The following is a 15,835-nucleotide window of genomic DNA, read 5'->3' as shown; positions in this document are numbered from 1 at the left end:
ATTTCAATTTTTTAAACCACAAGTGCTTCAAGCACCTGCTGGTCGTTTAGATCAAGCACTTTGCCTAGTTCCAACAAAATAATCAAACGGTTCTCCAGTCGGACAATGCCTTTTAAGAATACAGAATTGACCGAGTTGACCATCGGGGGCAGCGGCTCGATCAATTCATCTGAAACCCGCAGGACCTCTGAGACCCCGTCCACGGTCACGCCCACCTTGATGCTGCCCATCGTGACGATGATGATTCGCGTCTGGCGCGTATCTTCTTTTGGCTGCAGGGCAAAGCGCGAACGCAGATCGATCACCGGCAAGACACTGCCCCGCAGGTTTGTGACTCCTTTTACATAAAAAGGAGATTGCGGCAGTTGTGTGATCGCCTGCATCTTGATGATGCTCTCAACCACAGCGATGTTGATGCCGTAGAATTCATTTGCCAGTTCAAAGATCACGAGTTGTTGTTCCATATTTTTATCTCCACAGAGTTATTTCAATTGACGGATCTGATCATTGATTTATCGCTGATCCCATAAAAAAAGTAAATTTTTTACCAAAAATTGCGAAAGAAACCCATTGTTTTTGCCATGCTTTAGTATAGGTTCAAAGGGGAGATTCTCAATTCGTTTAACTACGTAAAAACCGCATGTAAAACTACTTAATATTTGAAAGGAAGCCTGTGCAACCCATCAACTCGGTTTCTGGTTTATTGGAATTAAGTACTAATACGGATGGCAGGATTGCGATAATTCCGCTATTATGATTTTATGGTGTAAAAAAACCGACGTTAGTTGGCTTGGACAAGTCGGGTTGGAAGGAATGTGCTCATGGGCAAAATAATTCGGATCTTATTTATTGAGAACCAGCCTTCTGATGCAGAGCTGGCAATGAAAGAGATCACAAAAGAACTTACGGATTGTGAATTCCAGCGTGTGGAGACCGAGTTGGAATTTTTGGAAGCAGTCATAAAATACGAGCCGGATCTGGTACTTTCCGATTATTGGCTGCCGCATTTTAGCGGCATGCGGGCACTGGAAGTGTTACAGGAAATTGCGCCGCTGACTCCCCTGATCATCTACACCGAATCGAAAAATGAAGATATTGCTGTAGAGTGTATGAAAGCGGGGGCAGTTAACTACATCATCAAGGAAAACCTAAAACGTCTGGGGACAGCTGTAATTCACGCGCTTTCTGAGAAAAAAATGCAAACTGAGCAAAAAAAAGCCGAGGAAAAATTACTCGACTCGGAAAGCAAATTACGCAAGGCGCAGCACTTCGCCCACATGGGCAGTTGGACATGGAATATCAAGACCAATCACCTTGACTGGTCGGATGAGATGTACAACATATTTGGCCTGGAAAAAGAAACATTCTCAGGAGATCTTGCTGAAGTGATCGCGCAGGCGATCCACCCGGAAGATCGCGCTGCAGTGGAACAAAGCAACCTTTCAGTGATCACCCAAGGCAAGCCCGTGCCGCTGGAATATCGCATCATATGGAACGACGGCTCCGTTCATGTTGTCTGGGCTGAAGCCGGTGAGATAGTACTTGATGAAACGGGTGCGCCAAGTTTATTGAGCGGTACTGTCCAGGAAATAACCGAACGTAAGCGGAATGAAGAAATTCTGCAAAAAAGTGAAGCCAGCTTCAGATCGATCTTCGAAAAGACAGCCACCGGGTATGTTCTAACAGCCCTGGACGGCCGTCTGTTAAAAGTAAACGCTGCAATGGCCGATATGCTCGGCTATACGATGGATGCATTACAAGAAGTCAATTTTCAGGATATTACCCACCCAGACGATATTTCCATCAGCGCCGAAAGCGTTCGCAGCCTTCTAGCGGGGGAAAAGGATACATGTCAATTTGAGAAGCGATACCTGCATTGGAATTCCACGACTGTCTGGACATTTGTAAACACCACCCTGGTGCGAGATGAACAAAATATCCCGCTTTATTTTATAACCAGCGTCACCGATATTACCGCACGCAAACAAGCGGAAGATGCATTACAGGAAAGTCAAAACAGATATCAATTAGTATTTGAAAATTCCGGTACCACGAATGCAATTTTTAATAGGGAATGCCGGCTTATTTTACAAAACAGCCTGTCCAGAAAAAGCCTGGGGATAAAGGCCAATGAAGCATTGGGAAAAACAGCGCTGGAGATATTCGGACCCGAACGCGGGCCGACCGTTACCGAACGCATGCAGCGTGTCCTGGCCTCAGGTGTGACCGAATCCTTTGACACTGAGTTTAACCTGCCTTCAGGAAAAAAGTGGTTTCATTCCACCTACCAGCCGGTCTTTGACGAACAACACGCTTTGGTTGGGATACAAGTGATCTCGCAAGAGATTACCGAACGTAAACAAGTGGAAGAAAAGCTGTATTTACAGAGCGCCATGCTGGAGGCATCGGCAAATGCCATCGTCATTACCAAGGTTGATGGAACCATTCAATGGGCGAATCCGGCTTTTACTGCTTTGACCGGATATCGATTTCCCGAAGAAGTTTTTGGGAACAATCCGCGTGAATTGATCAAATCAGGCAGGCAGGATCAAGCGTTTTATAAGAACTTATGGAACACCATATTGGCTGGAAAAGTATGGCATGGCGAATTGGTCAATCGCCGAAAAGATGGCACGCTTTATGACGAGGAAATGACGATCACGCCCGTAAGGAACGAGGCCGGCGAAATTGCTCATTTCATTGCCGTCAAATCGGATATCACTGAACGAAAGAAGGTGGAAGAAGCGCTTCGCCAAAGCGAAGAAAGACTACGATTGTCGCTGCACGCAGCGAACCAGGGTTTGTACGATCTCAATGTTCAAACTGGGGAGGCAATCGTTAATGATGAATACGCACAAATGCTTGGTTATGATCCGAAAACTTTTGTGGAAACAAATACTGCATGGATCGAACGTCTGCACCCTGATGATCGCGAGATCACATCAAAGGCGTATTCGAACTATGTCAGTGGTCTCTTGCCAGAATATCGGGTTGAATTTCGTCAAAAGACGAAGTCTGGAAACTGGAAGTGGATCCTCTCCCTCGGCAAGGTAGTGGAGTGGAGCAAGGAAGGAAGCGCCCTCAGAATGCTGGGAACCCACACCGACATCACAGAGCGTAAACAAGCCGAGGAACTGATCCGTCAACATACCAGCGAATTGGAAACGCGGGTGGAAAAACGCACTGCCGATCTCAGCCGAGTCAACGCTGACCTTGCGCGGGCTTTACGATCACGGGATGAATTCCTCGCGAGTGTGAGCCATGAATTACGCACCCCTCTCACAGGCATTCTAGGTCTTTCTGAAGCGATGCTGTTGAACACGTATGGACCTTTGAACGATCGGCAGAAAAATACTTTATCCATGATCGAGGAAAGCGGCCGTCATTTGCTTGAGCTGATCAACGATATACTTGACCTTTCCAAGATCGAGGCGGGGAAACTGGAACTGCACTTTGCTCCCTGCATACTTGCAGATGTGTGCCAGGCGAGCCTGCAAATGGTAAAGGGAATGACCCAACATAAGAAACAGAATCTGCATTACTCTCCTGCGGTAGACCCTGTCATGATTGACGCAGACGCGCGCCGTCTAAAACAAATTCTTGTAAACCTGCTCAGCAATGCCGTTAAATTCACCCCGCCAAATGGAGAATTGGGATTGGAAGTTCAAGCAGATGAAACCGAGCAAGTTATCCGTTTAATCGTTTGGGATAAAGGCATTGGTATAAAAACTGAAGACCTATACAAGCTCTTTAAACCTTTTGTGCAAATCGACAGCAGCCTCGCACGTGAATACGCCGGCTCGGGACTTGGATTATCTCTGGTTCAGCGCCTTACTGAAATGCACAACGGAAGCATTGCAGTCGAAAGCGTAACTGGACAGGGCAGCCGTTTCATTGTTACATTACCCTGGGCGTATCAACGCGCCGTGCCAGCCCCCGTCCCATCACATTATGAATCTGGTTCCGGAATGCCCTCTGAGAATTCGCACCCGCCTTTAATCATGCTTGCAGATGATCACGAATTGGTTTTGCAGGTCATCGCAGAATTTCTTGAAGTAAATCAATATCGTGTGATCAAGGTTCGTAACGGTTACGAGCTGCTGGAGAGGGTCGAAGAAATCCATCCTGACATCCTGCTGGTCGATATCCAAATGCCCGGCATGGATGGGCTGGAAACGATTCGCCGTGTACGTTCCCATGCTGATCCATTGGTCACGAGCATCCCGGTGGTTGCTGTCACCGCCCTGGCAATGCCAGGTGACCGTGAATACTGTCTGAAGGCCGGCGCCAATGAATACATGAGCAAGCCGATACGTTTAAGAGAATTAATGGCTACAATACAAAAGTTGATCGGAAACAAGCCATGAGCGAACAACCTTATACAATCCTGATTGTGGACGATGACGCCATAACTCGCAACGCCCTGGCAGGCCTGCTTGCAAAACCCAATTACCAGATCGAAATGGCGGTGGATGGTGTGCAAGGAATAGAAATCGCAAAGCAAATCAATCCAGATGTGATTCTGCTGGACGTGATGATGCCGCGCATGAATGGCTATGAAGTCTGCAAGCGAATCCGTTCCGACCCTGCCATTGGTGAAGTTCCGATCATTATGATCACCGCCCTGGATGACCGTGACGTAAAACTCAACAGCCTGATGGTTGGCGCGGATGACTTTTTATCCAAACCATTCGACAGTCTCGAACTGGAATTCCGTCTGAACACTTTGCGACGGGTGGATCGATACCGTCACCTTCTCAATGAGCGTGAAAAACTGCAATCCACCCTCGCAGAACTTTCCATAACAAACCAGCAATTGCAAACCCTTTCAAGACAGATCCTGGATGCACAGGAAGAGGAACGGCGCTACGTGGCTGTGGAATTGCACGATGAGATCGGGCAGCTCATTACCGGGTTAAAGCTTATCCTTGAACGCCAGGATGAAGACACCTCCGGCCTTCTCGTGGAAGCACGGATGGTCGCAAATGAATTATTACAGCGGGTGCGCGAAATGTCACTTAACTTACGTCCAGCTGCGTTGGATGATTTTGGACTGCCAGCTGCGCTGGATGACCTCTTTAAACGCTTCACCAACCGCACCCGGATCGCCGTCCAGCACAATATCAATCCCCTGGCGGAGTATCGTTTTAATAAAAATATTGAAACCACGGTTTTTCGAATCGTTCAGGAAGCCCTCACCAACATTTCCCGTCACGCCGGGGTATCCGAAGCCATCGTTATATTGATCACAAAGCCGGACCTATTGCTGATCTCCATTGCAGATGCCGGCAAGGGATTTGATATCCAATCAAAGGACACCCTTGCCTCCAGCGGGTTATCGGGCATGAAAGAACGCGTAAAACTCGCAGGCGGGCGATTTGTGCTGCAATCAGCGCCTGGGAAAGGCACACTCGTCCTTGCAGAATTCGATCTTGATCCGACGGAGTAAATTATGAATCTGATAAAAATCATTCTTGCTGATGATCATAAATTGGTACGGCAGGGAATGCGTTCCCTGCTGGAGGCGCAGCCGGGATACGAAATCGTCGGAGAAGCAAGTAATGGATTGGAAGCCCTAAAGTTGATGGAGGAACTTTCTCCTGATATCGCCTTATTGGACGTCATGATGCCTGATCTGAACGGAATTGAAGCTGCCAAGATCGCACAGCAAAGAGGATACAAGTCAAAATTGATCATTCTATCCATGCATGCCAACTCCACTTATGTTGTGCGCGCATTACAAAGCGGCGCCATGGGATATGTTCTAAAGGATTCCGATTTTTCAGAGATCCTGCAAGCCATTCAAAATGCACTGGAAGGGAAACGGTATTTGAGCAGTTCCATCGCGAGCGAAGTGCTTGAGATCCTTCTGAATGCGGATCTCGACAAACCTGATCTTTTGGCTGTTTTATCAAACCGCGAACGTGAAGTATTGCAACATATCGCCGAAGGCAACTCAAACGCCGCCATCGCTGAAAAATTGACCCTGAGTGTCCGCACGGTCGAATCGCATCGCGCTCATATTATGGCGAAAATGCGCTTTACCTCCCAGGCAGACCTGGTACGGTTTGCCATCCAACAGGGCTTGATCTCACCATGAGCAAACCAAAAGGAATAATTCGAACCGATAATTCCAGACCCAAAATCCTGATCATCGATGATGATTCGGTCTCAGCCATGGCGATCGAAGGCTTGCTTGCATCCGAACCCTATGATCTGTTTTTTGAATTCAATGGTCCAGATGGAATAGAAGCTGCGGACAAACTTCACCCTGACCTGATCCTGTTGGATGTGATGATGCCTCAAATGGACGGGTTCGAAGTGTGCAAGCGCATTCGTCTCATGCCGGATATTGCTGAAATCCCCATCCTGCTGATCACGTCCCTGGATGATGACACTTCCCGTATTACCGGCTTAAGGTCTGGAGCGGATGATTTCATCAGCAAACCTTATAACAGAATGGAACTACTTGCCCGTCTTCAAACCATCTTGCGTCTAAACCGTTATCGCCGTATCGCTGAAAAACAAAGTGAATTGCTGATCGCATACGATAAGACAATTGAAAGCTGGTTAAGTGCCCTGGATCGAAGGGATAAGGGAACCGAAGACCATACGAATCGTGTAACACAGATGACCTTGAAATTTGCTCAAGCGGCCGGTTTTAGGGATGAGGAATTGGCTGATATTCGACGGGGCACATTGCTGCATGACATGGGGAAGTTGGGCATTCCAGATTCAATCCTGCTTAAGGAGGATAAATTAACCGAAGAGGAATGGCAGGTCATGCGTTTACATCCTGTTTATGCATACCAATGGTTGTCTTCGATCGAATTCCTGCTGCCCGCCCTCGATATACCATATTGTCATCACGAAAGATGGGATGGCAGCGGCTATCCACGCGGCTTAATAGGCGCGGAGATACCACTGGCAGCGCGGCTTTTTGCGGTTGTGGATGTTTGGGATGCTTTGCTATCAGACCGCCCCTATCGGAAGGCATGGTCGGGTAAGGATGCGATCAAATATATCGAGGACCAAGCGGGGAAGCATTTTGACCCGCATGTTGTTCACGAATACTTAAAAATGATCATCGAATATTGATCACGGAGTAGCGGTATGGCATCAATAAAAAACATATCCAATCTCAAGCCGGATACATTGCCCAACAAACAGACGCTTCAACTTATGTTTGACAACCACGCTGCGATCATGTTGGTGATCGAACCGGAGAGGGGAAACATTCTGTATGCCAACAAGGCTGCCGTAAATTTCTACGGGTATCCCAAAAAGAAACTTTGTACCATGCTGATCCAGGAAATTAATACCTTGCCATCACAGGAAGTGGCAGCGGAGCGTGAGAGGGCAATAAATTCAAACCGAAATTATTTTGTTTTTCCTCACAGGCTGGCCAGCGGGGAAGAGCGCATCGTGGAAGTTCATTCTTCTCCGGTCACTTTACAAAACAAGCAATACCTTTTCTCGATCATCCATGACATCACGGATCGCAAGCGCATGGAAAATGCGGTTATCAGCAATGAGACAAATTTTCGAAATCTTGCAGAAAGTTCGCCAAATGGCATTCTCATTGCATCCGCAGAGGGACAACATGTTTATGCCAATCAACATGCTGCCGAAATATTGGGATATTCCGTCCGGGAGTTGCTGCAAACCCATCTTAAAGATCTGGCAGATCCCACTGCCTATCCCATCCTTCAGCAACGATTGACAGACCGAATTGCAGGACTGCCTGTACCAAATGCTTATGAATCAATAATCAAACGTAAGGATGGCTCGAATTTCCCTGCCGAGGTGACCGGCACCAGGACAACCTGGCAGGATCAGGTCTGTGATCTGGTAATTTTCCGCGATATAACAGAGCGCAAGCTGGCACAAGCCGCGCTTCAAGAAAGCGAGCATAAGCTCAGAGCCTTGTTCGAGTTGTTGCCAGTGGGGGTTTCGGTGCTGGATCCAGATAACAACGTTATCTATGTTAATCCAGCGTTGGAAAGTATTCTGGGAATGACCCATGCCGCGCTACTGCAAGGGAATTACCGCCAGCGGACCTATCTTCGCAAAGATGGTACAACCATGACGGCAGATGAATTTGCAAGCGTACGGGCGACCCGCGAACGAGAGGGGGTATTTAATGTAGAAACCGGGGTTGTCAAAGAAAACGGTCAAGTGGTTTGGACCAACGTCAATGCAGTGCCGTTGGATTTTCCAGACTGGCGTATCGTTATCACCACAACCGATGTTACCTTACGCAAAATCGCTGAGGCAAAGGTGGCTCAACTCGCTGCCATTGTGGAGGATTCAGAAGATATCATCCTTAGCACAACATTGGATGGCATTATTTTGAATTGGAATAAAGGCGCCTGGTTAACCTATGGCTATACCGAAAGTGAAATGGTGGGCAAGTCAATTTCAATCCTTGTTCCGCCTGAGCTTAAGGATGAAGTCTTTCAAATTTTCGAAAAAATAAAGAACGGCATCCCAATCTCCCGTTTTGAGACAGTCCGCACTAGAAAAGATGGCCGCCAAATTAATGTGTCTTTGAGTATTTCGCCGATCAGGGATACGGAAGGCAAGATCATTGCCTCATCAACCATCGGGCACGATATTACGGAGCGTAAGCGTGTAGAAGACCAATTGCGTCAACTCTCAGGCGCGGTGGAACACAGTCCAGCCTCCATCGTTATTACAGATGTGGAGGGGAGGATCGAATACGTCAATCCAAAATTTACCAAGCTGAACGGTTATTTGATTGAGGAAGTGCGTGGCAAAATCCCGCGCCTATTGAGATCTGATAACCCACCACGCACAATATATCCTGAACCGTGGCAGACCATTCAGTCTGGAAAAGAATGGCGGGGTGAATTTCTCGCCCATAAGAAAAACGGCGAGTCATACTGGAGTTCCGCTTCAATTTCCCCGATTTTTGATCCAAACGGCAACATCACGCACTTTGTCTCGGTGAATGAAGATATTACTGCCCGCAAAGCGGCCGAAGAAAAGATCCGAACCATGAACATCGAACTGGAAAAATTGGCGGCAACCGATTATTTGACGGGCTTACACAACCGTCGATATTTTATGCAACGGGGCGTGGATGAGTTCAAACGCGCGATTCGAAATAATCATCCACTTGCATTATTAATGCTGGACGTAGACGAGTTTAAAAAAGTTAATGATACCTATGGCCATGAAGTCGGAGATACAACTCTCCATCAATTTGCAGCGACCTTGAAAGCCGTGTTACGTGAAATTGATATTCTCGGGCGATTGGGTGGCGAGGAATTTGCCGTACTTTTGCCAAACACATCTTTGGAGGATGCCTTCGTCCTGGCTGAACGAATTAGACAGACCATCGCAAACACAACTTTTGAGGAATTAAGGGAGGCATTGCCTATTACCACATCTATCGGAGTAACTGCTCTTTATAAGAATATGACAGGAATAGACGATATGCTCAGAAATGCCGATACAGCTATGTATCAGGCAAAGAATGGCGGGCGCAATCGGGTCATGAAGTTCGTAAAGGATTGATTAAGTAAACACAATTCATACTCAATAATACTTTTCCCATGCTTCGGAGACGTCATAGTCTGAACCCATAGTGGAAAAGTACAGAGCGTTTGCCGCTTCAGAATACCCGCCGACAAATGCCATCTTGCATCCCATGCCTTTGAGGCGCTGCAGTCCCTCCATTATTACAGCCTTGCCGAGTCCTTTTTTGCGGTGGGCGGGCACCGTCGCCACCGGTTCAATGTATGCTGTGCGAGTCACATCATCGAACCAAATCGTGCAGAAAGAGGCAATTGATCCATCAGAAGCAAGAGCAACAATATCCAAATCGCGGCGGTAGAGTGGTGCGGATTGAATATGGTGATACCAGTTCGAATGATCACGGTTATCACGCGCAACATGTATATCATCGTTGTGGAATCCAAGCCCCGAAGCGTAGCAGCGCTCAAGCAACTCAAGGCCGCCACCCAATGAACGGAGAGTGTACCCCGCAACCAGCGGTGGTTCCGGAAGCGGCTCATTTAATGAGAGGCGATGCTGATATTCCTGTGATTCGGGTAAATCGACTTTATGGAAACCACGACGGGTAAGAAACCCCTGATAGGATTTATCCTTCGAATCGATCCAGAAACATAATTTCTGATGACCATCTTTATCGACTGTGATCAGGCGCTCTTCGGCGACTGCGATCATTTCCTCATCAAGCTCGGGTGTACGGAAATCGGGATGGATCTGAGGAAAAGCATGGCCGCGTTGTTCAGGATTCAACACCGCTGCGATTTGCCCAGCCGCGGTCTCCCAGATAAACACATTTTTCTCGAGGGCTATTTTTTCGATATCAGGATTGGCAAACCATACCCAGTAATCCCAACGCGCAACATGCCAGCTTAATTCGCGGCGATCATTAGACAGCATCACAGATCGCAAAAATTCGCGGATCCGCCAGTAATCTTCCTCACTTTGATATAAACGCATTATCGGTCTCATTTTTTTCTCAGCCTTCGCCTTTCGCCAATTACTTGCGCCACCCGTCAGTGGGTCAATACCTACACATTATCGAGCGGAACAGCGCATCGGTGACAATATCCATCACAGCGGTCATGAACTCCCAGCCCATCTTTTTGCATATTCTCTTTTCACCAAAGGAATATTCCCAAGGCATATGGCAATAAAACCAATAATGCCAGCATGGGATGTCCGCGCCGCGTTGTGTTGCGACTGTCCCAGCTAAAAAGATAGACAGCCAGCCCAAATGCCAAAATTCCACTGATCAGTAACATAATGACCGAGCCCCAGGGAGAAAAGGCGGCATCCTTTCCCATTGCCAACCCATTGAAAGCATTCATCGCCTGAGTGGCAGGCAAAAGTTGGGCGAATTTCCCTGCGATATCCGGCAGCATTTTGTATGGGACCATCAGTCCGCCCAATAACATGGAAGGCACGAAAACAAGCTGTGACCATAGCACGGTCATGCGTGAACTGGGGGAGACCACACCGATCAGAACACTTAATCCCGCGCAGGCAATTGCCATACTGACAAAGATCAAAACGTAATTGAGCCAGTGTACCGGCGAAGGAGCATCAAACAACAAAGGCGCAGAGATCGTAATGATGACCGCCACGAGTACCAGATGCAGGATGGTTGTCAAAGCTGGAATGACCAGGATCGAGATGGAGGGAATGCCATTGATCTTGTAACTGCGGAAAACTCCATTCTCGCGGGCATTGACCAGCGGGTCAGGTATTCCCAGCAAGGTGGCCGCCAAAATACCAAACACGACCATGGCTGGGATGATATCCTCGCGGAAGGGTGGGTTGATCTCGGCCATCACAAATCCCATCATCAGGTAAAAACCCAAGGGGAATAAATAGTTCATCAAAAGCAATTGTTTGTTGCGGATGCCCGTCCGAAATTCAAAAGTGAAGTGATGGATAAAAGCGTTCATTGCACAACTCCTGAATTGGTGATCTCAAGGAAGCGGTCTTCCAGCGAGGGCCGCTCCACGCGCAAATCGATCAGCGCATCTCCGTGGGCAGCGAGGTGGGCAATAATAGCTGACACCGTCGGGCCGATATCCGAACTGAAGTAGATGTAGTATTCATCTTTCAACTTGTGCTGACTGACAGCCGGGAACGTAATACCTGGGGCAGACAAGCTGGAGGTTTGTGTCCGCACTGAGATTTTGGTCAAGCCTGCGCCGGTGGCAGTGATTTCCAGCGGAGTGCCGATATTGACGATCTTACTTTGCAGAAGGATGGCCACGCGGTCTGACATTTGTTCCGCTTCAGCCATGTCATGCGTCGCAAGGATGATGGTGGTACCAGCAACCTGCTGTTCCCGCATCACGCTATGCAGTTCGACACGGGTCGCCACATCCAGACCGGCAGTTGGTTCATCCATGAATAATACTTGAGGGTTATGAGCAACCGCCAATGCCAACACCAACCGACGCTGCTGCCCGGCAGAGAGTTCATAGAATTGAATATTCCGTTTCCCTGTCAAGTCAAATCTTTCCAGTAAATCGAAGCGGGGTGTCACATTGTGATAAGCGCAGAAGAATTTCATAGCTTCGTCCGGAGTGATGCTTTCAGGCAATCCCGCCGATTGCAATTGCACACCGATCAGATTTCTTAATTTATGTGTCTCTCTGGCCGGATCCATACCAGCCACCCGCATGGATCCTCCGCTCGGCGCGCGCAGACCTTCGAGACATTCCAGCGTACTGGTTTTCCCGGCGCCATTAGGACCGAGCAAAGCAAATATTTCACCTTGCCTTACATCGAAACTGATACCGTCTACGGCAACATAATCGCCGTAGATTTTACGAAAATCTTTTACCACGATCACGGAGTTATTCATGACTATTATCCTCATGCCGTTGATTATTAGGCAATTGCCAATTCATACTTAATCACACACCCGTAACAGCGCGTTGCGTGAGTGTCAATCCATTATTTACATTCTCTTTCTGCGGCGATAGGCTGTGGCAAGCCCACCTGTAGATGTCTCACGATAGAGCGAGGGCAGGGCATGACCCGTCTCGCGCATGACGGACACCACTTCATCGTACGAGATGCGATGTCCACCATCAGTGAAAAGCGCGAAATCGGCACTCGCGAGAGCTTGCGCGGCGGCGAAAGCATTGCGTTCGATGCATGGAATTTGCACCAATCCCGCCACGGGGTCACAGGTCAGGCCGAGGTTGTGTTCCAATCCCATCTCGGCGGCGTATTCGATCTGACGTGCCGTACCACCCAGCAGTTGAGCGGCCGCACCTGCAGCCATCGCGCAGGCAACTCCCACTTCTCCCTGGCAGCCAACCTCGGCACCCGAAATTGAAGCGTTATGTTTTGCCAGATTACCGATCAATCCCGCAGTCGCAAGTGCCCGCAGGATCGAATCATCCGAACACTTCAACACTTCCTGTAAATAACGCAGCACCGCAGGAACGATTCCGCACGAGCCGCAAGTCGGAGCGGTCACGATCTCGCCGCCACAGGCGTTCTCTTCTGAAACCGCCAATGCATAGGCAGAAACCAACCCAGCGCGCTGAAGGACAGGCCCCGAAAGCATGGTCTTGCGGTAGAACGACCACGATTTGCGCGCCAATCCCAATCCGCCGGGCAGCACCCCTTCTGCATGCAAGCCGCGTTCAATGGCTGCCTGCATCACATCCCAAACCTTGCGCAAGTGCCCCCAAATTTGCTCGCCCTCGTGCGCTGACACATATTCCCACAACGCCTGCCCTGTCAGTTTGCAATGATCGAGAATCTGGTACATGTTATTCAGGTCATACACCTGCTGCGGCACCGGCAGGCTGCCCTCGTCACGCAACGCGCCGCCACCCACGCTATACACCTCCCAACGTCCAAGCGCCTTACCATTTGCGTCCACCGCCGTAAAACGCATCCCATTCGGATGAAATGGAAGTTCCTTCTCCCTCCAAATCACTTCCAACGCGCCCGGCACAAAAACGCTTTTAAGCGCCGCATCGGTTAGATGTCCGCGCCCTGTGGCTGCCAGACTTCCATAAAGTTTTACGCGATACCCTGCCGCCGACGGATAACGCTCGCAAAAAATCTCCGCCGCGCGCCTCGGTCCCATGGTATGGCTGCTCGACGGCCCCGCACCGATCCTATAAAGTTCTTGAATGGATTCCATTTATGGCTCCTGCTTTAATATTCTACGCCAACATCATGGGGATAAATATTAATTTAAGCGAATTAAAAAAACACTCCTTCTATTTTTTCCACACTTTTAACATTTCCCGTACTGACCGACGCATCTCGGCCGAATACTCCGCACTGAATTTTCTCAGATATGTGGCTTTACCAAAAGTATCAATGCCTTCTGCGATCTTATTCTTCGATATGAGTTTCTGTCTTTCAAAGAACATCTCGTTGAATTCATCCTTATCAAGAGAGCGGTATTGATTTTCAAAAACTATGAATTTTTGATCAAAACGCGGGGTTTGGATCCGTTCTTTTTGGGTCTGTGTGGGATAACCAAAGACCACCATGCCAATTGGGAACGTATAGGGCGGCAAATTAAATATCTCGCGGTGCGTCTCATAATTTTCGATGATGTCGCCGATGTAACACGAACCAAGACCAAGCGCTTCCGCCGCGACCACTGCGGTTTGCGCAGCGATCAACGCATCACAACAGGCGAGAAATAAATCGCCCTCTTCCGGCTTCAGCATGGGTGTTCCCTTTTGAGCGCAAAGCTCTTCCACTCCGGAAACATGAAAGTAATCGTACCAACGCTGGTAATCAGCAAGGAATATCCATACCATTGGAGCAGTTGCTATGAAAGGCTGGCTGTCACATGTCGTTACCAACTTATCTTTCAAGGACTGGTCGGTAACATCCAGTATCGAATACAAAGTCAAATTCCCCGCCGTGGGGGCACGTAATGTGGCATTGAGTATTTCAGCCCTAACTTCAGCACTGACCTCCCGATTCTCATATTCCCGCACCGACTTGCGCCTTCGTAATATGTCTATGGTTTGATTCATTCTCCACTCCCATTTTTATTGAACTTGTGATGATCAGATTACTAAAAAATTATACTTCGTATCAACAATCACTTTAACCATCCTTACCAGACTGGCGTCAGGCTGCATTTTTGCCAACCTAAGGCGGGTGAGCTCATTAGTTTCCATGTTCGCTGATACTTTTCGTGGAATAAATCAAAATTCCCCCACCCAAAATCGGCATCTGGCAACTTCCAGGTTTGTCTTTGGAAAACATCTGTTTTTTTTCAAGGTCAATCGGGTGCGAAGCTATCCCAGAGGTACGTCTTTTCTGTTTAATTCCTCAGGCGTGATCCATAAACTTGACAGATTGGTTGAGTAGATCTGCATTTTCTGGAGCATGGATGAAACCCCAGAATACATCTCTTGGACGATGCGGAGGACTGATCCGTTTGCGCACCATATATGTAGCTCGCTGCATGTGCAGTCCATCCACCTCCACTCCCATAATCCTATGGGAGGCTCGAAAGAATTTACTTGCCAGACCGGAAACAAATGAAACCCCATACCCGCTTGAGACAGCCTCCATGATTCCTTCGGTACTGCCTATCTCCATAAAAATATTTAGGTCCTCAAGGCTGATGTCAAATTTTGATAGTTCCGTCAACATCGCCCAGCGTGTCCCTGACGTATCCTCGCGGATATATAAAGGTTCCTGTACAATCTCGGACGGTTCGATCAATGACCTTTTCGACCAGGGGTGATCCACAGGTACTATCAATCCGATCGGATCGCGAAAAAATTCCTGCGACTCCAATCCCAGATCAATCGCCTCCGTGCTCACAACTCCAAGCTGGGCATCTCCAGCGAGTAGATTCAGGGCAGCAGCTTCAGGTCTGCAAACCAGAATATGGATCTTGATCTTTGGATACAAAAGACGAAAACGGATCGCCAATTGAGGCAGGATATATTTACCGATAGTGGTACTGCACACAATACGCAATTCTCCAGCAGCCGACTCCTGCAATGACGCCATCATTTCCTTTAATTCATCCATGTCGTGTAGAAGATGGCGCGCCCAGGGTAACAAGATCTGTCCGGCTTCGGTCAGATGAAGACCGCTGTGATTGCGATTAAAAAGTTGAACCCCCAGTCCCTGCTCAAGCAGTTTGATCTGACGACTTACCCCCGGCTGGCTGAGGTGCAGTTGTTTTGCGGCTTCAGACAGGCTTGAGCTTTCCGCTGCGTAAATAAAAGTTTCAACTTTTTGGATATCAATCATAATTTTCTCTGCTGCGATGAAACTATATGCCGAAATAGCCACCAAAAATTTCCAT

Annotated in this window: 12 protein-coding genes; 5 read left to right on the top strand and 7 right to left on the bottom strand. The window is 48.3% G+C overall.

Going from position 1 to position 15,835, the window contains the following annotated elements; genetic code table 11:
- Nucleotides 1–11: 11 nt before the first annotated feature.
- Entirely contained in the window at nucleotides 12–464 is a 453-nt protein-coding gene (locus tag IPL17_RS09715) for a chemotaxis protein CheW (protein ID WP_345306889.1), read from the bottom strand.
- 357 nt (nucleotides 465–821) lie between these two features.
- Between IPL17_RS09715 and IPL17_RS09710 the strand changes: the two genes are divergently transcribed.
- Genes IPL17_RS09710 through IPL17_RS09690 form a run of 5 tightly spaced genes read left to right on the top strand, consistent with a single transcriptional unit; the run spans nucleotide 822 to nucleotide 9,543 of the window.
- Nucleotides 822–4,367 (top strand): PAS domain S-box protein, encoded by a 3,546-nt coding sequence (locus tag IPL17_RS09710; RefSeq protein WP_345306888.1) that lies wholly within the window; start codon nucleotides 822–824, stop codon nucleotides 4,365–4,367.
- Nucleotides 4,364–5,449 carry a response regulator gene (locus IPL17_RS09705; protein WP_345306887.1) on the top strand — a complete coding sequence of 362 codons (1,086 nt, stop codon included), beginning with the start codon at nucleotides 4,364–4,366 and terminating at the stop codon, nucleotides 5,447–5,449. The genes IPL17_RS09710 and IPL17_RS09705 overlap by 4 nt, the downstream gene beginning before the upstream one ends.
- Nucleotides 5,450–5,452: 3 nt before the next feature.
- Nucleotides 5,453–6,100 (top strand): response regulator transcription factor, encoded by a 648-nt coding sequence (locus IPL17_RS09700; protein WP_345306886.1) that lies wholly within the window; start codon nucleotides 5,453–5,455, stop codon nucleotides 6,098–6,100.
- Nucleotides 6,097–7,098, top strand: coding sequence for an HD domain-containing phosphohydrolase (locus IPL17_RS09695; protein ID WP_345306885.1), 1,002 nt, complete (start codon nucleotides 6,097–6,099; stop codon nucleotides 7,096–7,098). Before IPL17_RS09700 ends, IPL17_RS09695 begins: the two co-directional genes overlap by 4 nt.
- A gap of 15 nt (nucleotides 7,099–7,113) precedes the next feature.
- Nucleotides 7,114–9,543 carry a PAS domain S-box protein gene (locus tag IPL17_RS09690; protein ID WP_345306884.1) on the top strand — a complete coding sequence of 810 codons (2,430 nt, stop codon included), beginning with the start codon at nucleotides 7,114–7,116 and terminating at the stop codon, nucleotides 9,541–9,543.
- Nucleotides 9,544–9,564: 21 nt separating this feature from the next.
- On the opposite strand, the gene IPL17_RS09685 is transcribed toward IPL17_RS09690, so the two are convergent.
- From IPL17_RS09685 to IPL17_RS09660, 6 genes are all read right to left on the bottom strand, one after another.
- Nucleotides 9,565–10,509, bottom strand: a complete 945-nt coding sequence (locus tag IPL17_RS09685) for a GNAT family N-acetyltransferase (RefSeq protein ID WP_345306883.1) — start codon at nucleotides 10,507–10,509, stop codon at nucleotides 9,565–9,567.
- Between the two features lie 149 nt (nucleotides 10,510–10,658).
- Nucleotides 10,659–11,468, bottom strand: a complete 810-nt coding sequence (locus IPL17_RS09680; RefSeq protein ID WP_345306882.1) for an ABC transporter permease — start codon at nucleotides 11,466–11,468, stop codon at nucleotides 10,659–10,661.
- Nucleotides 11,465–12,382, bottom strand: a complete 918-nt coding sequence (locus tag IPL17_RS09675; RefSeq protein WP_345306881.1) for an ABC transporter ATP-binding protein — start codon at nucleotides 12,380–12,382, stop codon at nucleotides 11,465–11,467. Before IPL17_RS09675 ends, IPL17_RS09680 begins: the two co-directional genes overlap by 4 nt.
- Nucleotides 12,383–12,478: 96 nt before the next feature.
- On the bottom strand, nucleotides 12,479–13,684 hold the full coding sequence (locus IPL17_RS09670) for an L-serine ammonia-lyase (RefSeq protein ID WP_345306880.1): 1,206 nt from the start codon (nucleotides 13,682–13,684) through the stop codon (nucleotides 12,479–12,481).
- 79 nt (nucleotides 13,685–13,763) lie between these two features.
- On the bottom strand, nucleotides 13,764–14,540 hold the full coding sequence (locus IPL17_RS09665; RefSeq protein WP_345306879.1) for a nitroreductase family protein: 777 nt from the start codon (nucleotides 14,538–14,540) through the stop codon (nucleotides 13,764–13,766).
- A 301-nt stretch (nucleotides 14,541–14,841) separates the two neighbouring features.
- Nucleotides 14,842–15,780, bottom strand: a complete 939-nt coding sequence (locus IPL17_RS09660; RefSeq protein WP_345306878.1) for a LysR family transcriptional regulator — start codon at nucleotides 15,778–15,780, stop codon at nucleotides 14,842–14,844.
- Nucleotides 15,781–15,835: the final 55 nt, after the last annotated feature.

The sequence above is a fragment of the Candidatus Villigracilis saccharophilus genome (assembly GCF_016711665.1).
The sequence above is the reverse complement of the archived record's forward strand: the minus strand, read 5'-3'. Positions and strand labels throughout refer to the sequence as shown.

What these genes read in the sequence shown, in the direction of transcription:
- IPL17_RS09715 (WP_345306889.1), bottom strand. Translation starts at nt 464, where the DNA reads ATGGAACAACAACTCGTGATCTTTGAACTGGCAAATGAATTCTACGGC.
- IPL17_RS09710 (WP_345306888.1), top strand. Translation starts at nt 822, where the DNA reads ATGGGCAAAATAATTCGGATCTTATTTATTGAGAACCAGCCTTCTGAT.
- IPL17_RS09705 (WP_345306887.1), top strand. Translation starts at nt 4,364, where the DNA reads ATGAGCGAACAACCTTATACAATCCTGATTGTGGACGATGACGCCATA.
- IPL17_RS09700 (WP_345306886.1), top strand. Translation starts at nt 5,453, where the DNA reads ATGAATCTGATAAAAATCATTCTTGCTGATGATCATAAATTGGTACGG.
- IPL17_RS09695 (WP_345306885.1), top strand. Translation starts at nt 6,097, where the DNA reads ATGAGCAAACCAAAAGGAATAATTCGAACCGATAATTCCAGACCCAAA.
- IPL17_RS09690 (WP_345306884.1), top strand. Translation starts at nt 7,114, where the DNA reads ATGGCATCAATAAAAAACATATCCAATCTCAAGCCGGATACATTGCCC.
- IPL17_RS09685 (WP_345306883.1), bottom strand. Translation starts at nt 10,509, where the DNA reads ATGAGACCGATAATGCGTTTATATCAAAGTGAGGAAGATTACTGGCGG.
- IPL17_RS09680 (WP_345306882.1), bottom strand. Translation starts at nt 11,468, where the DNA reads ATGAACGCTTTTATCCATCACTTCACTTTTGAATTTCGGACGGGCATC.
- IPL17_RS09675 (WP_345306881.1), bottom strand. Translation starts at nt 12,382, where the DNA reads ATGAATAACTCCGTGATCGTGGTAAAAGATTTTCGTAAAATCTACGGC.
- IPL17_RS09670 (WP_345306880.1), bottom strand. Translation starts at nt 13,684, where the DNA reads ATGGAATCCATTCAAGAACTTTATAGGATCGGTGCGGGGCCGTCGAGC.
- IPL17_RS09665 (WP_345306879.1), bottom strand. Translation starts at nt 14,540, where the DNA reads ATGAATCAAACCATAGACATATTACGAAGGCGCAAGTCGGTGCGGGAA.
- IPL17_RS09660 (WP_345306878.1), bottom strand. Translation starts at nt 15,780, where the DNA reads ATGATTGATATCCAAAAAGTTGAAACTTTTATTTACGCAGCGGAAAGC.